The organism is Altererythrobacter sp. GH1-8 (assembly GCF_043702085.1).
Taxonomy (GTDB): domain Bacteria; phylum Pseudomonadota; class Alphaproteobacteria; order Sphingomonadales; family Sphingomonadaceae; genus Erythrobacter.
In genome coordinates, this window is the sequence record NZ_CP171690.1 from 1,468,906 (window position 1) to 1,492,145 (window position 23,240).

General features: G+C 60.4%; 25 protein-coding genes. 14 read left to right on the plus strand and 11 right to left on the minus strand.

Annotated features, from left to right (window positions below; genetic code table 11):
* Positions 1 to 22: 22 nt before the first annotated feature.
* A complete protein-coding gene (parC, locus tag ACG9DO_RS07125) occupies positions 23 to 2,326 on the plus strand; it encodes a DNA topoisomerase IV subunit A (protein ID WP_394731022.1) in 2,304 nt (767 codons plus the stop codon).
* Positions 2,327 to 2,389: 63 nt separating this feature from the next.
* On the opposite strand, the gene ACG9DO_RS07130 is transcribed toward parC, so the two are convergent.
* The 6 genes from ACG9DO_RS07130 to ACG9DO_RS07155 form a co-directional block, all read right to left on the minus strand.
* On the minus strand, positions 2,390 to 2,938 hold the full coding sequence (locus tag ACG9DO_RS07130) for a hypothetical protein (RefSeq protein WP_394731023.1): 549 nt from the start codon (positions 2,936 to 2,938) through the stop codon (positions 2,390 to 2,392).
* Positions 2,939 to 3,141: 203 nt separating this feature from the next.
* Positions 3,142 to 4,335, minus strand: coding sequence for a CCA tRNA nucleotidyltransferase (locus ACG9DO_RS07135; RefSeq protein ID WP_394731024.1), 1,194 nt, complete (start codon positions 4,333 to 4,335; stop codon positions 3,142 to 3,144).
* A 31-nt stretch (positions 4,336 to 4,366) separates the two neighbouring features.
* Positions 4,367 to 4,993, minus strand: a complete 627-nt coding sequence (locus tag ACG9DO_RS07140) for a CoA pyrophosphatase (protein ID WP_394731025.1) — start codon at positions 4,991 to 4,993, stop codon at positions 4,367 to 4,369.
* The gene (locus ACG9DO_RS07145) at positions 4,990 to 5,538 is read right to left on the minus strand and encodes a DUF1285 domain-containing protein (RefSeq protein WP_394731026.1); all 549 of its coding nucleotides are present in this window, start codon (positions 5,536 to 5,538) and stop codon (positions 4,990 to 4,992) included. Before ACG9DO_RS07145 ends, ACG9DO_RS07140 begins: the two co-directional genes overlap by 4 nt.
* 43 nt (positions 5,539 to 5,581) lie before the next feature.
* A complete protein-coding gene (locus ACG9DO_RS07150) occupies positions 5,582 to 6,100 on the minus strand; it encodes a GNAT family N-acetyltransferase (protein WP_394731027.1) in 519 nt (172 codons plus the stop codon).
* Positions 6,101 to 6,181: 81 nt separating this feature from the next.
* Complete coding sequence (locus ACG9DO_RS07155; RefSeq protein ID WP_394731028.1) at positions 6,182 to 7,339, minus strand: PQQ-dependent sugar dehydrogenase; 1,158 nt, start codon at positions 7,337 to 7,339, stop codon at positions 6,182 to 6,184.
* Here ACG9DO_RS07155 and ACG9DO_RS07160 point away from each other — a divergent pair.
* The 3 genes from ACG9DO_RS07160 to ACG9DO_RS07170 all read left to right on the plus strand — a co-directional run bounded on the left by ACG9DO_RS07160 (position 7,338) and on the right by ACG9DO_RS07170 (position 10,273).
* Positions 7,338 to 7,976, plus strand: a complete 639-nt coding sequence (locus ACG9DO_RS07160; RefSeq protein WP_394731221.1) for a ribonuclease HII — start codon at positions 7,338 to 7,340, stop codon at positions 7,974 to 7,976. The genes ACG9DO_RS07155 and ACG9DO_RS07160 overlap by 2 nt on opposite strands.
* Positions 7,977 to 8,001: 25 nt before the next feature.
* Complete coding sequence (locus ACG9DO_RS07165; RefSeq protein ID WP_394731029.1) at positions 8,002 to 8,925, plus strand: calcium/sodium antiporter; 924 nt, start codon at positions 8,002 to 8,004, stop codon at positions 8,923 to 8,925.
* 223 nt (positions 8,926 to 9,148) lie between these two features.
* Positions 9,149 to 10,273: a site-specific DNA-methyltransferase gene (locus tag ACG9DO_RS07170; protein WP_394731030.1), complete on the plus strand. Its 1,125-nt coding sequence runs from the start codon at positions 9,149 to 9,151 to the stop codon at positions 10,271 to 10,273.
* Between the two features lie 107 nt (positions 10,274 to 10,380).
* Here the strand turns inward: ACG9DO_RS07170 and ACG9DO_RS07175 are convergent, their stop codons facing one another.
* The 3 genes from ACG9DO_RS07175 to ACG9DO_RS07185 all read right to left on the minus strand — a co-directional run bounded on the left by ACG9DO_RS07175 (position 10,381) and on the right by ACG9DO_RS07185 (position 12,009).
* Positions 10,381 to 10,794: a hypothetical protein gene (locus ACG9DO_RS07175; RefSeq protein ID WP_394731031.1), complete on the minus strand. Its 414-nt coding sequence runs from the start codon at positions 10,792 to 10,794 to the stop codon at positions 10,381 to 10,383.
* A 500-nt stretch (positions 10,795 to 11,294) separates the two neighbouring features.
* Positions 11,295 to 11,498 (minus strand): hypothetical protein, encoded by a 204-nt coding sequence (locus ACG9DO_RS07180; protein ID WP_394731032.1) that lies wholly within the window; start codon positions 11,496 to 11,498, stop codon positions 11,295 to 11,297.
* Positions 11,499 to 11,754: 256 nt separating this feature from the next.
* The gene (locus ACG9DO_RS07185) at positions 11,755 to 12,009 is read right to left on the minus strand and encodes a cold-shock protein (protein WP_394731033.1); all 255 of its coding nucleotides are present in this window, start codon (positions 12,007 to 12,009) and stop codon (positions 11,755 to 11,757) included.
* Positions 12,010 to 12,410: 401 nt separating this feature from the next.
* Here ACG9DO_RS07185 and folP point away from each other — a divergent pair, with 401 nt between their 5' ends.
* Positions 12,411 to 13,523: a dihydropteroate synthase gene (gene folP, locus ACG9DO_RS07190; RefSeq protein WP_394731034.1), complete on the plus strand. Its 1,113-nt coding sequence runs from the start codon at positions 12,411 to 12,413 to the stop codon at positions 13,521 to 13,523.
* Here the strand turns inward: folP and ACG9DO_RS07195 are convergent.
* Both ACG9DO_RS07195 and ACG9DO_RS07200 read right to left on the minus strand, forming a co-directional pair.
* Positions 13,520 to 14,299: an SDR family NAD(P)-dependent oxidoreductase gene (locus ACG9DO_RS07195; protein ID WP_394731035.1), complete on the minus strand. Its 780-nt coding sequence runs from the start codon at positions 14,297 to 14,299 to the stop codon at positions 13,520 to 13,522. The two genes, folP and ACG9DO_RS07195, sit on opposite strands and share 4 nt — an antisense overlap.
* An 18-nt stretch (positions 14,300 to 14,317) precedes the next feature.
* Positions 14,318 to 15,739 carry a sigma-54-dependent transcriptional regulator gene (locus tag ACG9DO_RS07200; protein WP_394731036.1) on the minus strand — a complete coding sequence of 474 codons (1,422 nt, stop codon included), beginning with the start codon at positions 15,737 to 15,739 and terminating at the stop codon, positions 14,318 to 14,320.
* 155 nt (positions 15,740 to 15,894) lie between these two features.
* On the opposite strand from ACG9DO_RS07200, the gene ACG9DO_RS07205 reads away from it, so the two are divergent.
* The 9 genes from ACG9DO_RS07205 to ACG9DO_RS07245 all read left to right on the plus strand — a co-directional run bounded on the left by ACG9DO_RS07205 (position 15,895) and on the right by ACG9DO_RS07245 (position 23,208).
* Positions 15,895 to 16,047 carry a hypothetical protein gene (locus tag ACG9DO_RS07205; protein ID WP_394731037.1) on the plus strand — a complete coding sequence of 51 codons (153 nt, stop codon included), beginning with the start codon at positions 15,895 to 15,897 and terminating at the stop codon, positions 16,045 to 16,047.
* Between the two features lie 13 nt (positions 16,048 to 16,060).
* Entirely contained in the window at positions 16,061 to 17,188 is a 1,128-nt protein-coding gene (locus ACG9DO_RS07210; RefSeq protein WP_394731038.1) for a Re/Si-specific NAD(P)(+) transhydrogenase subunit alpha, read from the plus strand.
* Complete coding sequence (locus tag ACG9DO_RS07215; protein ID WP_394731039.1) at positions 17,188 to 17,472, plus strand: NAD(P) transhydrogenase subunit alpha; 285 nt, start codon at positions 17,188 to 17,190, stop codon at positions 17,470 to 17,472. Before ACG9DO_RS07210 ends, ACG9DO_RS07215 begins: the two co-directional genes overlap by 1 nt.
* On the plus strand, positions 17,472 to 18,923 hold the full coding sequence (locus ACG9DO_RS07220; RefSeq protein ID WP_394731040.1) for an NAD(P)(+) transhydrogenase (Re/Si-specific) subunit beta: 1,452 nt from the start codon (positions 17,472 to 17,474) through the stop codon (positions 18,921 to 18,923). Before ACG9DO_RS07215 ends, ACG9DO_RS07220 begins: the two co-directional genes overlap by 1 nt.
* A 21-nt stretch (positions 18,924 to 18,944) precedes the next feature.
* Complete coding sequence (locus tag ACG9DO_RS07225; protein WP_394731041.1) at positions 18,945 to 19,295, plus strand: hypothetical protein; 351 nt, start codon at positions 18,945 to 18,947, stop codon at positions 19,293 to 19,295.
* Between the two features lie 3 nt (positions 19,296 to 19,298).
* Positions 19,299 to 20,270 carry an alpha/beta fold hydrolase gene (locus ACG9DO_RS07230; protein ID WP_394731042.1) on the plus strand — a complete coding sequence of 324 codons (972 nt, stop codon included), beginning with the start codon at positions 19,299 to 19,301 and terminating at the stop codon, positions 20,268 to 20,270.
* Positions 20,271 to 20,354: 84 nt separating this feature from the next.
* Complete coding sequence (locus tag ACG9DO_RS07235) at positions 20,355 to 21,056, plus strand: aspartate/glutamate racemase family protein (protein ID WP_394731043.1); 702 nt, start codon at positions 20,355 to 20,357, stop codon at positions 21,054 to 21,056.
* Positions 21,057 to 21,356: 300 nt separating this feature from the next.
* Complete coding sequence (locus ACG9DO_RS07240; RefSeq protein WP_394731222.1) at positions 21,357 to 22,517, plus strand: deoxyguanosinetriphosphate triphosphohydrolase; 1,161 nt, start codon at positions 21,357 to 21,359, stop codon at positions 22,515 to 22,517.
* Positions 22,510 to 23,208 (plus strand): NAD-dependent epimerase/dehydratase family protein, encoded by a 699-nt coding sequence (locus ACG9DO_RS07245; RefSeq protein WP_394731044.1) that lies wholly within the window; start codon positions 22,510 to 22,512, stop codon positions 23,206 to 23,208. The genes ACG9DO_RS07240 and ACG9DO_RS07245 overlap by 8 nt, the downstream gene beginning before the upstream one ends.
* The last annotated feature ends 32 nt before the right edge of the window (positions 23,209 to 23,240 follow it).

Genomic DNA, 23,240 nt, shown 5'->3' on the forward strand with positions numbered 1-23,240 from the left:
GCACGCTTGCTAAGCGGTTCGCATGTCAGATGTTACCGACTTGCCTGCTGAAGACCCATTCGACCAGATCGTCGACGCGCCGTTCGATTCCGCGCTGGAGGAGCGTTATCTCGTCTATGCGCTCTCGACTATCACCGCGCGTTCGCTGCCCGACCTGCGTGATGGGCTGAAGCCGGTTCATCGCCGCCTCTTGTGGACCATGCGGCAGCTGAAGCTAGCCCCTGACAGCACCTTCAAGAAGTCCGCGCGCGTCGTGGGCGAAGTGATCGGCAAGTACCACCCGCATGGCGACACCGCTGCGTATGACGCGATGGTGCGGCTCGCGCAGGACTTCTCGCTGCGCTACCCGCTGGTCGAGGGACAGGGCAATTTTGGCAATATCGATGGCGATAATGCTGCCGCTTACCGCTATACTGAAGCACGCCTGACCAAAACCGCAATGCAGCTGATGGAAGGGCTGGACGCAGGGACAGTCGATTTCATCCCGACCTATAATGGAGAGGAACAGGAACCGGAGCTGATGCCCGGCCTGTTCCCCAACCTGCTTGCAAATGGGGCGAGCGGGATCGCAGTGGGCATGGCGACCAGCATCCCCAGCCACAATGTTGCCGAAGTGATCGACGCCACGCTTGAGCTCATCGACAACCCTCATGTCGAGCACCAGCGATTGATGGAGCTGTTCGCCGGTCCGGACTTTGCCACGGGCGGCCAGATCGTCGACAGCAAGGAATCGATTGCAGAGGCCTATGCGACGGGGCGCGGGTCTTTTCGCGTGCGCGGCGTCTTCCATGCGGAAGAAGCGAAGGACGCGGCGGATCAGCAGGCGGGAATCGAACGGCTGGGAGGGGGGCAATGGCAGCTCGTCATCAGCGAAATCCCCTATCAGGTGCAGAAGGGCAAGCTGATCGAGCAGATCGCACAGGCGATTGCCGACAAGAAGCTTCCGATCCTCGATGATGTCCGCGACGAGAGTGACGAGCAGATCCGCATCGTGCTCGTGCCGCGCAGCCGCAATGTCGATCCCGAGCTCTTGAAGGAATCGATCTTCAAGCTGACCGACATGGAAACTCGCTTCAGCCTGAATCTGAACGTGCTCGATCACACGCGCACCCCGATGGTTATGGGGCTGAAGGAACTGCTTGAGAACTGGGTCCGCAGTCAGATCGAGATCCTGCAGCGCCGCACGCAGCACCGGCTTGAGCAGATCGCCAAGCGGCTGGAACTGGTGGAAGGCTACATCATCGCTTTCCTCAATCTCGACCGGGTGATCGAGATCATCCGTACCGAGGATGAGCCAAAGCCGGTGATGATGGCGGAATTCAACCTCACCGACCGACAGGCCGAAGCGATCCTTAACATGCGGCTTCGGTCCTTGCGCAAGCTGGAAGAAATGCAGCTGCGCCAGGAAAAGGACGATTTGCTGGCTGAACAGGACGATTTGCAGAAACTGCTCGAAAGCCCCGCGCGTCAGCGCACGCGGCTGAAGCGCGACCTCAAGGAACTGCGCAAGGATTATGCCGAGGACACCGCGCTCGGGGCTCGGCGCACGCGGATCGAAGAAGCTGCACCAACGGTTGAATTCTCGATGGACGCGATGATCGAGAAGGAACCGGTCACGGTCGTGCTGTCGAAAAAGGGCTGGATCCGTGCGGCCAAGGGTCATGTCGAGCTCGGCGAGGATGGCTGCGGCGATTTTAAGTACAAGGAAGGCGATGGGCCAGCCTTCGCGCGCCATTGCCAGACGACCGACAAGATCTTGATCGCGGCAGAAAACGGCCGGTTCTACACGCTCGGCTGCGACAAGCTGCCGGGTGCGCGCGGATTTGGCGAGCCGGTCCAGTCGATGATCGACCTTGAGGCAGAGACCAGGATCGCTGGGATGATCGTGCACAAGGAAGGCGGGCGCCTGCTGCTCGCCTCGAGCCTTGGCAAGGGCTTTGTCGCGGAAACTTCCGAGCTGCTCGCAGAGACCCGTAAAGGAAAGCAGGTCGTCAATCTGAAGAACGGCGCGAAGCTGGTGGTGATGCGGGAGATTGCGGAAAGCCATGACCACGTCGCTTGCGTGGGCGACAACCGCAAGCTGGTGGTGTTCAACCTGGAAGAGGTTCCGCTGCTGGGACGAGGGCAAGGTGTGACCTTGCAGCGTTATCGCGATGGCGGGCTCTCGGATGCCAAGACCTTCACTCTGGAAGAGGGGCTCAGCTGGCAAATGGGCGGGAAGGGTGACCGGACCCGGACCGAGAACGAGATCTGGCAGTGGAAGGTGGCGCGCGGCGGGGCCGGGCGTTTACCGCCGCAGGGCTTCCCCAAGGACAATCGATTTTGAGGACGAAAAAGGGCCGCGAAGCGATTGCTTGGCGGCCCCCTTTAAAGTGTCTGACCGGGTGGCTTAGCCGCCAACCTGCTCCAGCGCTGCCATGATATCTGCATGGTTGGCGAGCGCAAACAGAGTGCCGTCCACATCGGCTGCAAAGAAATTCTGCGGCAGCGTCACGAGCTGCTCGTCCGCGGTCTTCACGATGACGTTTTCGTCAGTGATTTCGTCGATCAAACCAAGCGATTGCTGGTCAGCGGTGATAACTTCCGCGCCGACCACGAGCGCAGCTTCCAGGCGGGCTGCCGCTTCTGCTTCGGCTGCGGCTTGCGCCTCTGCAGCAGCCTGCTGCTGTGCTGCAAGCTGGGCTGCCATCATCTCGTCAATCTGGCCCTTGGTCGCGTTAACGCTGTAGCCGATTTCGCGCTGGCCGATCAATTCAGCCGGGAGCGGAGCCTCGTGCGAGCCGGTGTCAATCGTGACAATGCCGTCGGCGTTGCTGACAACCTTGCCGATCGGCTTGTCATCATTACCGTAAACGGTTGTGCCGACATCCTGCGCATTGGCAGCCATCGGCGCGCCCACCAATGCGGTGGCGATCAGAGCGAGTTTCGCGAGTTTCATCAATGTCTCTCCAGTCGTGTGCATGAGGCTGAGGCACCCGGAACAACGGGGTCAGGCGCACAGAACGGCCTCTGGAAATGTATGGGCGAACAACCAAGGTCCGCACCAGGACGGGCGTAAGGAACAACCGAACGCAGGCATTTGCCTAAAACCTCGAACGAGATAAGGCAAGTAGGGTTCCCGCTAGCTGTCCCGGCCTGACGCTAAGCTGAAGGATCGCGCAAGACTTGAACCAGTTGCTCCTCAAGCAGCGCTTCGATGCGATCAGGGCCGGGAAAACCTTCCGCGACCCAACAGCGCTCCACTGCCCGCATGATCGCGGCGACCTGCGGACCGGCGATCACCCCGCGCCCGACAATTGTGCCTCCGCGCAGCGGAAACTCAGGCACTTGCCATCCGTCGAGCGCTGACAGTTCAGCCCCTTGCAGTAACAACCGGTCGATCGCGCCGTCCATGCCCTCGGTGTAGGCCAGTGCACGCGGGTTCTGCGCGTCCTGCGCTACCCGTGAGGCTGCACAATTCAGCTGTCCGCGCTGGGTTCTCGACAATCGCAACCGTGCCGCAACGCTGTCGGCAACTTCAGGTGCTGGCGGGAGGAGCGCTGCAAGCCTGCGGATGGCATTGGGCGCGATCCCGCTTGTGGATTCTGCCGCGATCAGTCGCTTTAAGGCCTCCACATGGCACGCCTGGGCTTCCGGCAGGATGACTTGCAGCACACCCCGCTCACGCATTCGTGCAATGGTAGCCGAGGGATCGGGCAGCCCAAGCAGATTGAGCAGCTCCATCGCGATGCGCTCGCGGCTGAGGCCCTTCAATGTATGCGCAAGCGCCGCGCATGCCTCCTCCGCCGCCTCGTCCAGGTCTGCCCCAAAGCGTGACTGGAACCGGTAGTAGCGCAGGATCCGCAAGTGATCCTCGCGAATACGCTCATGCGGGTCACCGATAAAGCGCACACGGCGCGCATCCAGATCCTCAAGCCCGCCAAAATAATCGGAAATCTCAAGCGTTTCAGGATGAGCGTAGAGCGCGTTGATCGTGAAGTCGCGGCGGCTCGCATCCTCTTGCCATTTGGTTGCGAAGGCGACCGTCGCGCGCCTGCCATCGGTCGCTACATCGCGCCTCAAGCTGGTGATCTCAACCGGACCTTCAGGCAGAACTGCAGTCAGCGTGCCATGTTCGAGCCCGGTCGGTACGATCCGGATGCCGGCCTGCCTGCAGCGTTCCATGACTGCGTCAGGCAGCAGCGGCGTTGCCCCGTCAATGTCTTTGACCGGGAGAGCGAGCAGGGTGTCGCGCACTGCACCGCCCACCCATCGCAGGTTTTCCGCGCCCAGCGCTGCGGTGAGCTGTCTCAGCCCTTCGCGCCTTGTCCAGTCTGCTGCAGGTAACTTCCCCATGCGTCTCTATTCGCCGCACGCCCCCCCAAGGTCAATCGCGCGTGAACAAAGCGTCGACATCGATCCGGCGCGAAAGGTTGGCGATGATCGCAGCCGTGACGCCCCAGATACGATAACCTTGGTAGTCCATTTCGAGGTATCGGCGCACCGCACCGCGCCAGAATGCTTCTTGTTCGGTCCAGTTCTCAAGTCGAAGCAGCAGATCGAGCGGAGCTTCAAACCAGGCGTCGACTTCGGTCGGATTGGGGCTGAGCGCGTGGGTTGCGTGCGCGGTAACGACGGCAAGCACTGGTGTCACATCAAAGCCCGTGCCGGTCTGATAACGGTCGGTTGTCCCGATCACGTCCACATGAACGGGATCGAGCGCGATTTCCTCATGCGCTTCGCGCAGCGCGGCGGTAATGGCATCCTCTCCGGGATCGATTTTCCCGCCCGGGAGCGCGACCTGGCCCGGATGATCGCGCATGTCTTTGGGACGCTGAGTGAGGAGTATGCCAGGCCGTTCGCGGTCAGTCACTGCGATCAGCACCGCCGCTGCCGATGTTCGCGTCGCATCAGCAAACCGCGCATCGCTCATCAGGCCAGCCACTTCACGGCTGTGCCCTTCGTCAAGCAAGCGGGACAGGCGCCCGGCGAGAGGCGACGACGGCGCCTTCATGATGGGATCAGGCTGAACGTCTCACCGCCGCTTGCAACGCGCATATCATCGCTTTCACCAAGTGCGATCTCCGCCAGTTGCTGCCAGGTTGAACGGTTGAGCCGCGCTTCGCAGCCGCGCCGGACATGGAGGTAGATGGCTGGCGTTTCAGGGTCTCCCGCAGCGCGCAAGGGGTGTTCCGGCCCCGCGATAATGAACTCATCAGTGTTCAACCGGAACGCCAGGCCGCTCTCTCGCCGCGCAACATCGGTGGCGATGAAGGCCGCATCTTCTACGTCGATGCTGAGCTTTTCAAACGGACTGACAAGCCAGTGTGCGCCGTCCTCGTCGCGTTTGAGCAGACCGGAAAAGGCGCGGACCATCGCGTCGCGCGTGATTGGGGACCCATCGTGAAACCATTGGCCATCAGCGGCGATCCGCATCCCGCTATCGCCAGTTTTTTGCGGTGCCCAGCCATCGACCGGCGGCAGCTTGCGCGCAGCGACTTGATCGGCAATTTCTGCGAGCGTCAGTTCTGCAAGATGGGGCGGGGGTTCGTACGGCATTGGCGGCCAATCAGATGGCAGAACTGCATGGCAGGCTCAAGCCTTACCCTTCCCACGGCCCCAGCATTCCTTCGACCGGCAAAACGGCTGGGTTGTCACAACGCACCAGTAAACGTTTGCAATCGTTGGGGCCAGGGCAATGCCAGCCGCCGGTATGTTCGGCGCTGAAACCCCAGATGCCGTAATATTCGACATCGCCAATCAGAACCTGAGGCAAGGGATGGGCCGGGCTGGATGTGTCTGCGACCGCTTGCAAGCTCGCCAGCATCAGCGCCTTGCCATACCCTTCGCCCTGATGTTCCGGCAGAACTGCGACCGGCCCCACCATCAACAAGGGATGCGCGCGGCCTTCGGTATCGGTCAGCGAAACCGGCCAGATCTGGATCGTTCCTACCAGCATGTCTTCTTCATCGAGCGCGGCAAAGCTCAAAGCTGGCAGCCAGTCCATGCCTGTCCGGATGCGGTATGCCGTGCGCGCGTGACGGTCAGGGCCGAAAGCCCTGTCGAGCACTTGCTCGATCAGGTCCGGTTCGACCTGCGAAAGAGGAATGAGCGTCGCCATGAGCGCGCGCGCTTAGTGCGGCGCTCGCGCTATGTCGATACACAAACGCCATGGGTGCCCCTCTGGCGAGGCGCTTGATCCTTACTCGGCGGTCAGTTTCAGAAGCTTGCCTTCTTCCCCGTCGGTCAGCACCCAGATCGCGCCATCAGGGCCGATATCGACTGCGCGCGCGCGTGCATTTGTGCTGTAGCGGGCTGCCTCGACGGCCTCTTCGCCATCGATTTCAACGCGAACCAGTCCTTCGGACTTGAGGCCTGCAATCAATGCATCACCCTGCCACGTGCTGAACATGTCGCCATCGTAGAACACCATGTCGCCCGGTGCGATCACGGGTGACCAGGTTTCCTTGAAACGCTCGAACTCAGGGCGCGTGTCATGGTCGGGAATGTCTTCGCCGCGATAGTGCTCGCCTTCCGAGACGATCGGCCAGCCGTAATTCTTGCCGGGCTCTACCAGGTTGAGTTCATCGCCGTTCCGCGGACCATGCTCGACCTCCCACAAACGCCCTTGCGCATCCCAATCCATTCCGAGGATGTTCCGGTGGCCCCATGACCATATCTGGTCGCTCGGCGACCCCTGGCCCGCAAGTGGGTTGCCCGCTGCGGCAGAACCATCGAGATTGAGGCGCACAACCGTACCCAGATTGTTGGACGTATCCTGCGCCGGATCAAGCTCTTGCCGGTCGCCGCTCGCGAGGAAGAGATAGCTTTCGTCAGGCGCGATCGCGATGCGGTGCGAATAATGGCCGCGGCGTGAGGTCTTGGGGGTTTGCCGCCAAACGATCTCCATGTCACTGATCGTGCAGTTGGCGGCCACGCAGGCAAATTTGCCAAGGCCCATGACGGCCCCATAGGTGTCGTTCGAACCGGCTTCTGCCCATGTGAGGTAAATCGTGCGAGGCTCTGAAAGGTCAGCGGCGCTCTCGCTGGCGAGGAAGGCTATATCGCCGAGCCCACCCTGGCCGCCATAGGCAACCGTAGGCACGCCGGAAACGGGCAAGATCTTGCCAGTCGCCGTATTGATGACCTGCATCGTGCCGGCTTGTTCGGTTATGACGAGCAGCGCGGTTCCAGGTGCAAAAGCTGCCGCCCATGGCTCGTTGAACTGCGCGATTTCCTCGATCGCGACCGAGTGATCGGTGGCTGTTTCGGGCGTTTCCCCATTTGTTTGCGCGCTGCAGCTTGCAGCAATCACAGATGCGGGGAATAGGATGGCGAAGCGGTTCGATAGACTGGTCATGGTAAGCGCAACTCCTCAAAACGGGTTTGGTGCCCGGTTCCTGTTCGATGCTCCGCTGGTGGCGGGAATCGATGAGGCCGGGCGTGGTCCCTTGGCTGGCCCGGTGGTCGCAGCCGCCTGTATTCTGGGGCCTGATTATCCTCAAGGCCTCGATGATTCCAAGAAACTTTCGGCCAGGCGCCGCGCTGTGCTCGACGAACAAGTGCGTGCCAGCTGTGCCTGGGGTGTCGGCGTGGTCGATGCGCGAGAAATCGACACGCTCAATATCCTCGTCGCAACCATGACCGCGATGACCCGCGCGGTTGAACATCTTGTGGCGGCAATGGGCGCAGAGCTGCATGAGGCGCTGATCGACGGAAACATGACGCCGCACGGCCGTGCCAAAGGCTGGCGCTGGCCCGCCCGCGCGATTGTGGGCGGGGATGGCAAGGAGCCAGCGATCTCGGCAGCATCCATCATTGCCAAGGAATGGCGCGACCGGCTGATGCGTGAAGCAGCCCGCGAGCACCCCTGCTACGGATGGGACCGGAACAAGGGATATGGAACAGCAGAGCACATGGAAGCGTTGCGAATTCATGGACCATCCCCATATCACCGCCACAGCTTTGCGCCGGTTGCGCAGGCGAGCCTGCTCTAGGCAGCTTTAGGAACTTTCATTCATCATGCTTGAAGCCATAATCCTGAGCGTACTGGGCCTGATTGGCCTTGCCGTTGGCGGCGAGTTCCTCGTGCGCGGTTCTGTCGCGATTGCGCACAGGCTCGGCGTATCGAACCTTGTGACAGGGCTTGTCATTGTCGGCTTTGCCACAAGCATGCCGGAAATGGTCGCCAGCGTGGAAGCCGCGCTGATGGGTTCGCCCGAGCTTGCCTGGGGCAATATCGTCGGCTCGAACCTTGCGAACACGCTGCTGATCCTGGGTGTGACCGCTCTGGTCGCCCCGATTGCCTTGAAAGGCACGGGCAAGCGCGATGCCGTGGTCGCTCTGGGTGTCACGCTGCTGCTCTGGGGGATCACCTATGCGCAGACGGGCTCCATCTGGATCGGCATGGTCCTGCTCGCTGGCCTCATTGCCTATATCTACTGGCGCTACAATCACCCGCGCGCGGATGATGAGGACGAGGAAGAGGAAGCCGATCTCAAGCCGCTGATGGCGGCAGTTGCGTTCCTCGGCGGGCTTGGTCTGCTGGTCGCAGGCGGTACCGCGCTGGTCACCGGGGCGATTGACCTCGCGCGCGTATTCGGAGTGAGCGAGACTGTTATCGGGCTCACCATTGTTGCCGTCGGGACCTCTCTGCCAGAGCTCGCCGCATCCGTCGCGGCTGCCCTGCGCGGCAAGCCGGGATTGGCTCTCGGCAATGTGCTCGGCTCCAACATCTACAACATCCTGCTGATCGGCGGGGTAACGATGATGGTCGCGCCAGTTGCTGTGCCAGCGTCGTTGCTGGGCTTCGAATTTGCGCTGCTCGCATTTTCCGCACTCGCGCTGCTTTTGCTGCTTGCAGTGGGCAATAATATCGGTCGGCTGGCGGGCTTTCTCCTGGCGGGCGTATTCGCGCTCAACACCGCATTCGTGTTCGCAGGCTGAGATTTCGCCGAGAAATTTGCAATCAGCCAGGGGGGTGAGTCCGCAAAGTCACACCCCATCATCTCGAGTCCCCAAAAGCGGCTGAGACTCAATATCTTGTGCGGGACTCCTTTTGTTCCGTCATAGCTAACGCCGAATTAACCATAATAGCCGATAATTCTGTTCTTGACGCGGGACTCCATAGGACTCACCCTGTGGATAACTCTGCTGAAGGAATGTGATTATGGGGGTCCTGGAGACCACGAAAACGCGCGCGGCGCGTCTTGAAACCGCTGTGGAACTGCCCATCGGGCAGATCCTTGATGGTGACTGCGTGGAGGCTATGCGCAAGCTTCCCGACGCGAGCGTGGACCTCGTCTTCGCGGACCCGCCATACAATCTCCAGCTGGGCGGCGACCTCAATCGCCCCGATGGCAGCCATGTCGATGCCGTGACCGATCACTGGGATCAGTTCGAGAGCTTCAAGATTTACGACGATTTCACTCGGCGATGGCTGACTGAGGCGAAGCGCGTCCTGAAGCCCGATGGCGCCTTGTGGGTGATCGGCAGCTATCACAACATCTACCGTGTCGGTGCGATCCTGCAGGACCTGGGTTTCTGGATCCTCAACGACATTGTCTGGCGCAAATCGAACCCGATGCCCAATTTCAAGGGCACGCGCTTTACCAATGCGCATGAGACGCTACTGTGGTGCAGCCAGGGCGAGAAGGCGAAATACCACTTCAACTACCGCGCGATGAAGACCCTCAATGACGAGCTCCAGATGCGCAGCGACTGGGTGCTGCCGATCTGTGCGGGCGCGGAGCGGTTGAAAGAGGGCGGCCACAAGGTTCACCCGACGCAAAAGCCGGAAAGCCTGCTCTACCGCGTGCTGCTCGCGACGACGGAGAAGGGCGACGTGGTGCTTGATCCGTTCTTCGGTACCGGCACGACCGGAGCGGTCGCGAAGCGTTTGGGCAGATCATGGATCGGCTGCGAGCGTGAGAATGTCTATCGCGACGCTGCCTACAAACGGATCGAAAAGGAGCTGCCGCTGGATGAAAGCGCGCTCCAGACCATGCAAAGCAAGAAGAACGCACCTAAGGTGGCATTCGGTGCGCTGGTCGAAAGCGGTTACTTGAAACCAGGGACCGAGGTGTTCGACAAGAAGCGCCGCTGGATTGCCACGGTCCGCGCGGACGGCTCGCTCGCGATTGGCAAGCAGACCGGTTCAATCCACGGGCTTGGCAAAGAATTACAGGACGCGCCGAGCTGCAACGGCTGGTCCTTCTGGCACTATGAAGAGGGCGGCGAGGTCAAGCCGATCGACGCGGCACGTCAGATGTATTTGCTTGCAACAGAGGATTGAAGAGCAACTGCTGGATCAACTCCAGTCCTGATGTCGGCCATTGGGGTGAAAAGCGGACGGGGCGTGAGCAGGCAATTTCAGTCATTGCGCTTTGGGTTTTCGGTGCGTCAGAAGGGCTGATCATCGATAGGCTTGCTGTTTGCAGACGGACCCTCGCGCACTTCTGAATAGTCAGCCTCGGCCCTCGCCATTGTGAGGTTACCTTCAGCGATCAGCTGCTCTCCAGCGAGCCTGTCTTCTTCTGCGTCATTGACCTTGGCTTCAGAGGCAGCAAGGTCTTTTCGGGCGTCAGCAAGTTGCTTCCTGGCCTTCGCTAATGTTCGATTGCTTTCGGCAACCATCCGCTCCCCATTGTTGACCTGCTGTTTGCCAACAGACCACGCATCGCCGTATCCGGCGATCTTATCGCCACGCTGCGTGATGAGCTCTCCCGTATCCATTGGCGAGTTGGGCGATCCGGCGCATGCGGCCAGAAGCAATACTGCGGTAAGCGCAAGCGGCGAGTGTCGGAATATTGTCATGGTTGTTTCCTTTGGCTTGCCGGTTCGGTCGCATCCGGCGCTAATTTCAGCTTGATGCGAGACGATGCGGCTTGAATTAGTCATTGCGCTCTCGCCAAGTCCTGCTCGATGGAACGTAGAAACACTTCGCCATATTGCTCCGTGGAACTATAGTCCTGCTCGTACTCTCCGAGTGTATGACAAGGGCCAAACGCGGCCTTGAGCCGACTAAGAACTTCGGGAGAGTCTTCTGCCAGGTGGCGGATCAGGGCTTGCAGAATGCGTGCGTGTGCCAGCACCCTGCGCTCGAGATCAGTTTCTTGTGGTTCCACTAAATTATCCTTTTTCTTCGACAGAATGATCCGCCGAAAGCTTTCTGCGGGAACCACCAGAATATTGCGCCGGGGAATATGTAGGCAAAGAGTCCTGCCTGATAACTGGGTCCGTCGTTCCGACGACGGCACCGCCCTCGTTCTCCCACTCATTTGTCGCGGCGCGGACCGCGCTCCGTCGTTCAGGCTCTACTCGCATTTGCCTGGCCCCGGGCCGCGTTCGTCGCGTGGCCAGCCATCTTCAATGAGGCCGCGCGAGCGTCTCCATTCGGTGATGCGCTCGCCATAATATCCGGCAAGTTCGCGATAGATCACTCGGCCCTCAAGGGTATCAGCTTGCTGAGCGTTGAGCTGCGCCAACTGGTGATCGCGGAGCAGTTTGTTAATTTCCATTTCAGGCGCCTGACTTTTCGGATGACTTTGGTGCATGCTTTCGCAGCGCACGCAATCGCTGTGCGCAACGAATTATCTGGTCCCAGTGGAGTTGGCGTTCCCCCCTTCGACCGTTCTGCCTGGCCTTAACAGCGGCAGCTTGATGGAAATGCAGTTTCTCATCGAGTTCCATGATCCTGGCCTTCCAGGCTCATTAAGGGTCGAAGGTATGCTCGGGGATCAAACGGTGGGAATGATCCCCGAACAGCTCTCGGGGCTAGCCTTGCTGGGCTTGCGCCTGTTCCTTGGCAGCGTTCGGCTGCTCGCCCTGCTGATGCAGATGGATCGCGTAGCGCTTGCCGTTGTCGGCGTCCTTGACCTTGTAGCCATACCGTTCGCCCTGTTCCGGGGCATGGGCCTCGTCTGCCAGGTCGGACTTGCGGAAGGCGAGCACGTCACCTCCGTTTTCCGGGGTAATCCGGCCCTTGCCAGAGCTACTGTCGTAGTTCTTGATTTTGCCATAATATGTCATTGTTCGTTACCTTCGCGTAGGCGTGCAGCGCGCCAGAATGGACCCGGCTGCGACTAAGAGGCGAAACTGAAGGAGGCGGTTCCAACTTGGAAACCCTGGACCGTCGATTGCGACTGGTAGCTAACTCTAAGGTGGGGATCGCGAGGGTCAAATACAACCCATGAGGTGGTTTTTCTTTGCTCTCTGAGCACTCGGATTGGACGACCGCAAATAGCCGTTAGTGGACATTGCCGCATTACGCTGTCCTACCTTCCTCTACCCCACTAAACCGGGGGAATGTTTTCCTCGCTCCCCTTCCAATCCGCGCGCCGATACACGAACGCAGACCGGCAAGATTTTTTGAGCCCGGGACTGTGTAACATGTGTATCCAACATCAGATTTACAGCTGTGAGGGCGTGCGATGAGCGAGCAGGTCTACATCAGCCCGCTGACGATGATCTCCGGACCGCAAGCGGCAGAGGGCAAGGCGGTGCGGATCGCAGGCGGAATGGTCTATGCGCGCGAATTCGCGGTGATCCTGCGGCAGGACGGCAAGGTCACACAGCGATGGCTATGCGATTCTGACGAGATATCCGAAGTGCTGGGCAAACTTCCAGCGAGCGTCGCGGATGAAGCGCAGGCGCAGCTGACCAATCTGATGCTGAAGCATCCCCCGCTCGAGCTCGGCTCTCGCACCATCCGGCTCGACCAGCCTCAGATCATGGGCATCCTCAACGTGACGCCCGACAGCTTTTCTGACGGGGGCAAGTTTCTCGATGATCTTGATGCAGGGCGCGAGCACGCCTCCGCCATGCTGGAAGCAGGCGCGGCGATTATCGATATTGGCGGGGAAAGCACGCGTCCCGGTGCTGCGGCGACGTGGGAAGGCGATGAGAAGGAGCGCGTCCTGCCTGCGGTGGAATATTGCTCTGCGATGGGCGCTGCGATCAGCATCGATTCTCGTCGCGCGGGCGTGATCGAGGCCGCGCTTGCTGTGGGCGCGCATGCGATCAATGACGTATCGGCTTTGCGCTACGATCCGCGCACCGCTCAGCTTGCAGCCAGCACCGGATGCCCTGTAATCCTGATGCACGCGCCGGGTTCAGGCGAGGACCTTCATGCCGACGGAAACTACACCAGCGTGGTGTTCGATGTGTTTGACGGCCTCAAGCAACGCCGAGATGCGGCGGTCGCAGCGGGTATTTCACGTGCGAAGATCGTGCTCGATCCGGGCATCGGATTTGGCAAGAGCCTCTCGGAAAATCTCGCGCTGATCAATGCACTGCCGCTGTTCCACGCACTGGGCCAGCCCCTGCTGCTTGGCGCGAGCCGCAAGCGCATGATCGGTGCGCTGTCCCATGAAGCAGGCGCGCATGAGCGGCTTGGCGGCTCGCTCGCGCTCGCAGTCGCGGGGATGAATGCGGGCGTGCAGATGCTGCGCGTGCATGATGTTGCCGCCACGGTCCAGGCAAGGAATGTGTGGCGGGGTCTGCGGGATGCGGCGCTGACGGATTTTGCGGATTTGCCGGCTTAGCCGGGTGAGGCGGCAGAGCCTGCCAGCAGCCCGCCGTCGAGCGTCAGTTCAGCGCCGGTCATGTAGCCGCTGGCATCGCTGGCGAGATAGACGCATATTTCTGCGACTTCCTCGACGGTGCCGAAACGCTTCAGCGGTGTGTCTGCGACAAGCGCCGCCATCTTGGCATCGCGGTCAGGACCATCGCCCAGCATCGGCTCCCAGATTGGGGTCAGGATCGCGGCAGGATGGACGGAGTTGCAGCGGATCTGCCAGCCATGTTGCGCGGCATAGAGCGCGACCGACTTGGAATGATTGCGGATCGCTGCCTTGCTCGCGGCATAGGCTGCGGCTCCGGGAATGCCGACGAGGCCGGAGCGCGAGGACATGTTGATGATCGAGCCTGTGCCCTTGGTCTTCATCGCTTTCAGCGCATATCGGCAGCCGAGGAAGGTGCCGTCGGTGTTGACCGCGTGGACCGTGTGCCATTCGGCCAGCGAGCAGTTTTCGGGATCGTGCGGGCCAGAGCTGCTCTCGAAGCCGGTGATCCCGGCATTGTTCACGAGGACATCGATCTGTGGATGGTTTTGTGCGAGCCTCTCCCAATGCGCCTCATCGCGGACATCGAGCTCGACGAACGCGCAGCCCAGTGCATCCGCTGCTTTCCTACCGGCATGGGTATCGATATCGGTCAGCACGACTTCAGCGCCTTCGCGGACAAAGGCTTCGCAAATGCCACGGCCAATGCCGCTCGCGCCGCCGGTGACTACGCAAAGCTTGTTTTGAAGTCTGCCCATGCCATGGGGTTAAGCCTGTCAGGCGGCGTTGTCGATCCCGAGGTCCGCCAGCTTGCGGTAAAGCGTCGAGCGGCCAATGCCCAGGCGCCGTGCGACTTCCGTCATGCGGCCGCGATAGTGGCCAATCGCGAGGCGGATCACGTCAGCTTCGATTTCTTCCAGTGGACGCAAATTCCCATCTTCTGTGTAAAGCATCACACCAACGCCTTCGTGGTGCGGTGACGATGCCTTGGCGCGCGGCTCGCCGAGCAGTTCGGACAGCTGAGGAAAGCTCGCTGAAGTCAGCGCTTCATCGTCGCAGAAAACGGCTGAGCGGAACAGTACTGCCTGCAACTGGCGGACGTTGCCCGGCCAGTCATAGGCCTGAAGGAGGCTCAGCGCGCTGTCAGCGACGGAAAGGTGGCGCAGGCCTGGCTGCTCGCCAATCCGCCCGAGAAAATGGCGTGTCAGAGCGGGGATATCGCCGACGCGCTCGCGCAAAGGAGGCAGGGTAATGAGTGTAGGTGCAAGCAGTTCGAACAGCTTTTCGCGGAACTTCCCGGCTTTGACCAGGTCTCGCAGCGGGAAGTTGCTGGCCGCAAAGATCCGCACATCGACTCGGAAGCCGTGGCTTGCACCGAGCGGCCGGACGATGGCGGAAGTCAGCACTTCCTCGAGCTTTTGCTGCAGCTCATCGGTCAGCCGGTCGATTTCGTCCAGCATCAGTGTACCGCCATCGGCTTGCTGCAAAACGCCGATCTGGCGGTCGAACGCGCCCGGAAAGGCATTAGGCTCATGCCCGAACAGGACCGAGGGCAGGTTGCTTGCCGGAATGCCGCCAATATTGAGCGAACGCAGGATCAGCTTCGCTCGCGGGCTGGCGGCATGCATCGCACGCATCAGCATTTCCTTGCCGGTTCCGCCTTCTCCTTCGATCACGGCATTGCCGTGACCACGGGCAGCTTTTGCGGCTTGCGCGAGCGCGGTACGGAAAGTGGGCGCGGTGCCGATCATCGCATCGAAATCGAGCGCAGCACCCATCTTCTCGGACAGGGGCATCAGCTCGTCTTGCGGGCTGGCCGCCTCTGTTGCAGCGCGCAGGGCCTCGAGCAGGCGATCGGGCGCGATCGGCTTGATCAGGTAGTCAGTTGCGCCTGCTCGCATCGCTTCAACAGCCAAGGCGGGCGAGGCCGATGTCGTCAGCATAAGGATCGGTAGAGCCGGGCGGCGTGATTTGAGTTCCGTAATCAGCTCGCAGGCATCGTCGCCTGGAACCCACTGATCGAGAATGATCGCGCTGAGCTTCATCCCGTCGCGGGTGCCGAGCATCGCAATCGCAGTGTCCGGATCGGCGGCTGTGACCGTGCGCCAACCCTCCCGCGCGACAAGCGCGGAGATAAGTCGGCATTGCGCCGGCTCGTCGTCGATCAACAGAATCAAGCGCTGGTCGCTGTCTGACATGCTCAAACCGTCCCAAGGTGATACGAGCGGTCAAATTAGTGCGAAGGAGTAAAGACCCGATTAAGGCTATTGGATTTGGACTCAGTATTTGTCGATGCTGGCTTGGGACTTGGCACAGCTTGCGAGGAACGATAGAGCGCGGACGAGCATTACGCTTGACAGATTTTTATCGGGGAAAGTCTCACATGGCATCGCATGACATGAAATCGGCCAAAAGGACCTACGGCGGCTTCATCAGCCTGCTCAAGTGGAGCGTACCGATCATCGCCGTGATCGCGCTTTTCGTCATCACTCTGATCGCCGAATAGGGCGCACCAGACGTTGCGGATCGCTGTCCTCAAGGAGCAGGCTGCAGGTGAAACGCGGGTTGCCGCGACGCCTGAAACCGTGAAGAAATTCATTGGCTTAGGTGCAGATGTCGCTGTCGAGTCTGAAGCAGGTACGACCGCTTCGATCAGCGATGCGGCCTTTTCTGAGGCTGGCGCAAGCGTAGGTTCGCGCGCCGAAGTCCTCAAGGATGCTGACATCGTGCTTGGCGTGCAGGCACCTGAGGCATCGAGCCTGGCAGGGGCGAAAGCAGGCGCTTGGGTTGCCGCCTTGTTCGATCCGTTCAGCAAGCGGGAACTGGTCGATTCCTATGCCAAGGCCGGGTTTGAAGCCTTGAGCATGGAGTTCATGCCGCGCATTACCCGCGCGCAGTCGATGGACGTGCTTTCCAGCCAATCGAACCTCGCGGGCTACAAGGCGGTGATTGCGGCAGCGGACGAATATGGTCGTGCGTTCCCGATGATGATGACCGCAGCGGGCACGGTTCAGGCCGCAAGGGTCTTTATCATGGGTGTCGGCGTTGCAGGCCTTCAGGCGATCGCGACTGCCAAGCGTCTCGGCGCGCAAGTCTCTGCGACTGATGTGCGATCCGCCACGAAGGAGCAGATCCAGTCATTGGGCGCAAAACCGATCTTCGTAGAGGAAGTGGCCGGGATCGAAGGCGAAGGCTCGGGAGGCTACGCGACCGAAATGAGCGACGAGTACAAGGCCGCACAGGCCAAGCTCGTCAGTGAGCATATCGCCAAGCAGGACATCGTCATCACGACCGCGCTTATCCCGGGCCGCGCTGCGCCGCGCTTGATCACGGATGAGCAGATCGCGACGATGAAGCCCGGCAGCGTAATTTTCGACCTCGCGGTGGCTCAGGGCGGAAATGTCGAAGGTTCAAAGCCGGACGAGACCGTGGTCAAACACGGCGTGAAGATCATCGGTTATGCCAACACACCAGCACATCTCGCCGCCGACGCATCGGCGCTGTTTGCGCGCAACCACTTCAATTTCCTCAGCGCCTTCTGGGACAAGGAAGCGGGCAAGCCCGAGCTTGACGAGGAAATCGGAAATGCCGTCCGCCTGACGCAGGGCGGCAAGGTCGTCAATGAACGTCTGACGGGAGCGAACTAATGGACTTCATCAGTATCCTCTCGATCTTCGTGTTGGCGTGTTTCGTCGGCTACTACGTGGTGTGGTCGGTCACGCCTGCGCTGCACACGCCGCTGATGGCGGTGACCAATGCGATTTCCTCGGTCATTATCGTCGGCGCGCTGATCGCTTCGGCTGAAGCGGGGAGCGCGCTTGCGAAGTGGCTCGGCCTGATCGGCGTGGTGCTCGCGAGCGTCAACATCTTCGGCGGCTTTGCCGTGACCGAGCGTATGCTCGCAATGTACAAGAAGAAGGAAAAGAAGTGATGAGCTTCTCCATTCTCGCCTCTGGTGCTGATGGCACTGGAACACCCGCCTGGGCGATGCTGGCCTATCTGGTGGCAGGCGTGTTCTTCATCCTTGCGCTGCGCGGACTTTCCAGTCCGGCAACAAGCCGCGCGGGCAACCGCTATGGCATGATCGGCATGCTGATCGCTGTCGCGACGACGCTGATCACGCATGACATCGCAAACTTGCCGGAAATCGGCATAGCCATCCTGATCGGCGGTTCGATCGGTTTTGTGATCGCGCGCAAGATCGCGATGACGCAAATGCCCGAGCTGGTCGCAGGCTTTCACAGTCTCGTCGGCCTCGCCGCCGTGCTGGTGGGCTGGGCAGCTTACCTGAATCCGGGCGCGTTCGGGCTGCTGGTCGGCGAAGACAGCATCTCCGCAGTCAGCAAGATCGAAATGGGCCTTGGAATTGCCATCGGCGCAATCACCTTTTCAGGCTCGGTGATCGCTTTTCTCAAGCTGTCTGGCAAGATGAGCGGTTCTCCGATACTGTTGCCGCTGCGCCATGCGATCAACCTTGGCACGCTCGCGGCGATCATCGTCCTGACCGCGATGTTTGCCATGGCATCTGGGCCAGAAGAGACCTTGCCGCTGATCGTGGCGGTGACCGTGCTAGCCTTCGCAATCGGTTTCCTGCTGATCATCCCCATTGGCGGGGCGGACATGCCGGTCGTCGTGTCCATGCTGAACTCGTATTCAGGATGGGCGGCGGCGGCGATGGGCTTCACGCTCGGCAACACGGCGATGATCATCACCGGCGCGCTGGTGGGCTCCTCTGGCGCGATCCTCAGCTACATCATGTGCCGCGCGATGAACCGCAGTTTCATTAGCGTTATCGCAGGCGGCTTCGGCGCTGAAGATGGCGCAGGCGCAGGCGGCGAAGCGCGCGAACAGCGCCCGTACAAGCAAGGCAGTGCGGATGATGCGGCCTTCATGCTTGAGCAAGCCGAAAAGGTCATCATCATCCCCGGTTACGGCATGGCCGTGGCGCAGGCGCAGCACGTGCTGCGCGAAATGGCGGACTTGCTCAAGGAGAAGGGCGTCGACGTGAAATACGCGATCCACCCGGTCGCAGGGCGTATGCCGGGGCACATGAACGTGCTCCTCGCGGAAGCTAACGTACCATACGATGAGGTGTTTGAGCTTGAGGATATCAACTCAGAGTTCGCTCAGGCTGACGTTGCCTTCATCATCGGCGCAAATGACGTCGTGAACCCGGCGGCGAAGACCGACAAGTCATCGCCGATCTACGGCATGCCTGTGTTCGATGTGGACAAGGCCAAGCAGGTCTTTTTCATCAAGCGCTCCATGGGCGGCGTGGGCTATGCCGGGGTCGACAACGATGTGTTCTACATGAACCAGACCGTCATGCTTTTGTCCGATGCAAAGAAGATGGTCGAGGAAATCAACAAGGCGCTCGGCTAACCGCGCGAGGAACTGACCCGGATGAAGAAGCTCCTCGTCCTGCTGCTCGTACTGGCTCTGGGCGCTGGCGTTTGGATCTGGTTCGGCGGGCTTGATCGCGTGACCGAGGCAAGGGTCAAGACCGCTCTGATCGACAACGGTGTTCCTGAAGCCATGGCGGACTGCATGGCGCCGCGGATGGTGGAGCGACTCTCGATCATCCAACTGCGCAAGCTGGAACGCGCCGCGCCGCAGGATGGAGAAAACGCCATCCCACTCTCAGTCCAGGATGCACTCGACCGCATCCGCCGGATAGATGACAATGAAGCGGTGGAGGTGACCGTTCGTGCTGCTGGCGTATGCGTTGTCGAGACAGCGCTCGATGCGCTTTAAACAATGAAGCGCTCACTCAAGTTCCTCGGCGTGCTCGCGGCCTTGCTGGTGATGGCCTTTCTGCTGCTGCGCACTCCCGACACCGATCCCGCTGAAATGCGCGCCAAATACGCTACCGCGCCTTCTAAATTCATCACGCTGCCTGACGGGACGGAGGTGCATTACCGCGACGAAGGGCCGCGCGATGCGTTGCCCTTAGTTCTGCTGCATGGGTCAAATGCGGACCTGTCGACGTGGCAGCCCTGGGCGGAGGCCTTGCGGGAAGATTATCGTCTGATCCGTTTCGACCAAGCGGGCCATGGGCTGACCGGAGCGGCCGGTGATGCGGATTACTCGCGCGACGCCTTCGTCGCAGATATTCTCGCTTTCGCAGACGCTTTGGAGCTGGATCGGTTCGTTATCGGCGGCAACTCGATGGGAGGGACTCATTCGGTAGGATTCGCGATCGCGCATCCTGAGCGGCTGGCGGGGATGATCCTAGTCGATGCCGGAGGGGCGCCATATCGCCGCGAGGAAGAAGGCGGCGGCAATATCGGCTTCACGATTGCCGCTATGCCTGGCGTACGTGAGATTGCGAAGCGGATCACTCCGCGCAGCCTGATCGAGCAATCCTTGCGGCAGTCGGTCAGCAATCAGGAGATCGTGAGCGAAGCGATGATCGACCGTTATTGGGAAATGCTGCGTTATCCGGGCAATCGTGCGGCGACAATCGAGCGGTTTTCTCTCGGGTGGAGCAGTTTCACTCAGGACGAGGTCGCCGGGATTGTCGTCCCAACGCTGATTATCTGGGGTGAGGAGGACGGGTTGATCCCACTTTCGGTTGGGCAGTGGTATGCTGAGACCTTGAGCGATGCGAGGCTGGTAACCTATCCCGGCATTGGCCACTTGCCGCAAGAAGAGGCTGCCCAGCGCAGCGCTGCCGATGTCCGCGAGTGGTTGGTATCCGCGCCATTAACCATGGAAAACGGCCTGTAGCCGTGTCTGGAATCACGCTATAGACGCGCTGCGTATCTCGCGGCTAAGTAATAGCGAACTACGAACAAGATACTGGAATCTGCGTTGCGCAAACTCGGCCTGATCGGCGGGATGAGCTGGGTCTCGACTGGCATGTATTACGACCGGATCAACCGGATCGTGCAAAAACGCGCGCCTGGCGCGATGGCCAGTGCCCCGATGATGATCGAGAGCCTGGATTTCAGCCAGCTTCACGGCTTGCGTCAGGCAGGCGACTGGAAGCGCGCAGAAGAAGTGCTGTCGGAGAGTGCGAAGCGTCTTGAAGATGCTGGCGTCGATGGGCTCGCGATCTGCGCAAATTCGATGCACAAGGTTTATGATCACGTCGCCGCGCAAGTCGATATCCCGATCCTTCACATCGCTGAGCAGGTCGGTAAAGCGATGAAAGCGGCAGGCTGCAAAAGTGCAGCGCTGATCGGAACGCGTAATGTCATGACGGAGAGTTTCTACCGCAAGCACCTGGTTGCGAACGGCGTGGACCTGCTTCCGCCGGATATGGAGAATGTCGAAATTCTGGACAAGATCATCTACGACGAACTCATGGTCGGGAAGCAATCGCGCGATGCCGAACGCGCATTGAAGACCATTATTACGAAGAAAGCGCAGGAAGGTGCAGGGGCCATTGTCCTTGCATCAACCGAGCTCGAACTGATCGTAGATGTAGATGCCAACGTCTTGCCAGTATTCGATTCCACCCGCATTCACTGCCAGGCCGCAGCCGACTGGATCCTCGACTCAAGCGACTGACCAGGGGTGGTGCTCTGCGCATTCTGCGCGCGATGTCGGATTCCTACAATTTTTTGGTTTCAACTCAAAGAAATTTTGTTATAGTTACCGGAAAGCGAGAGAGCGTTATCATTGTCGCGACGTTCCCCTGCTGCACCGGGCCTTCGGGTTGCATTCGAATACCCAGTGTAGGCCGCCTGGATCGAACACGATCGGGCGGCCGCTCTCTTTCAGAGTTGGAAGGACTTGCTGGCCCGTGGGCATGTTCGGCGATTGTTCCGGTTGCTCCTTGACGGCCCCTCTCCTAATCGCCGCAGCGTGATGACGCCCGCCTCCTATGCCGCAGACCCGCTTCAGACCCGCGGGAGAGAATTCTCGACCGGCAGGTTTCCGTCACGCGGCCCTCGCACCGAGTTTCAACGCGACCGCGATCGGCTCATTCATTCGATGAGCTTTCGCCGCCTGCGCTCCAAGACACAGGTGTTTATCGCTCCCGAAGGCGATCACTATCGCACACGCATGACGCATAGCCTGGAGGTCGCACAGATCGGCCGGGTGATCGCCCGCGCGCTTGGCCTCAATGAAGATCTGGCTGAAGCCCTGTGCCTGGCGCATGATCTCGGTCACCCCCCCTTCGGTCATGCAGGAGAGGACGCCCTTACCGAAGCGATGAAGCCGTTTGGCGGGTTTGACCATAACGCCCATGCGCTGCGTACGGTCATGCGGCTGGAGAGCCCCTATCCCGACCATGACGGGCTGAACCTTACCTGGGATCTGCTCGAGGGGCTGGCAAAGCATAATGGCCCGATCGAAAATCCGAATTGGGCGCTGGCAGAACTTGACGCGGATTTTCCGCTCGAGCTGTCGCAGTGGCCCTCGCTGGAAGCGCAGGTCGCAGCTGTCGCAGACGACATTGCCTACGATAATCATGACATCGATGACGGTCTGCGCGCGGGGTTTCTCGACCTTGAAGACCTGCTTACGGTGGATTTCCTCGCAGACCAGTGGCGGGCGGTCGAAAAACGCTTTCCCCATGCCCCTCGAGAGCGCCAGTTGCGCGAACTTGTGCGAGAACAGATCGGATTGATGGTCAATGACGTGATTGCGCACGCACGTGAACAGCTGAAAGGTGTCTCTAGTGTCGATGAAGTGCGCAGCGCAGGACATTCATTGGCAGGATTCTCGCCGGAGTTTGCCGAGAAGGAACGCAGTTTGAAGGCTTTCATGTACGAGCGGCTTTATTACCATGACGATCAGGTCGCAGCTGCCAGCAATGCGCGCGAAGTCGTGGCAGAACTGTTTTCCGCCTATGCAGCGGACGAGCGCCTGATGCCGCAGGGCTGGCAGGAGCAATCGCCGCCAGGGCAACCTCAGCGAGCGCGCAAGATCGCGGACTTTATCGCAGGGATGAGCGACCGGTTTGCGATGGAGGCCTTCACCGCGATTCATGGCAAGCGGCCAGAAGGACTGACGAATGTCTGAGCCCGTGCGTGTCGCTGTTATCGGGTCGACCGGGCTGGTTGGCAGGTGCATCCTTGAAGAGGTGCGGTATCGGCCAGATGTGCGCGTGATGGCGATTGCGCGCCGAGAATTCGATCTGCCGCATGATGCACGCATGGAATGCTTTGTCGCGGATCCCGAGGCGTGGGGAGAAGTTCTTGCCGGACTCCAACCCGATTGTCTTATCAATGCGCTAGGGACGACCTGGAAACGCGCCGGGCGCGACGAAGAGGCGTTTCGCGCCGTCGATCAGCACCTCGTGGTCAACACTGCAAGGGCTGCCCGCGAGGCGGGGATCGAGCGGATGGTCACGATCAGTTCGGTTGGGGCCAACCCGAGCACCAGGAACTTCTACCTGCGCGTCAAGGGCGAGGTTGAACGTGAACTTTCGCAGCTGAAGTTCAGACGGCTGGATATTCTTCGCCCAGGACTGCTCCGTGGGCGCAGGGTCGATGACCTGCGCTTTGGCGAAGGCATCGCACGGATCGCAAGCCCGTTGATTGACCCCTTCATGGGCGGTGGTATGCGCAAATACCGCTCTATCCGCGCTGAAACAGTCGCCAATGCCGCACTGGGCCTCGGCACGCGCAAGGCGGCTGGCCGCTTTAGTCATGACCACGACGCCATACAGCGTGCTGCGCGAGATTGGATGAAGCGCGGCGAGACTGTCTAGCGCCGACCGCAATCGCTCGCTATCGGGTGAGA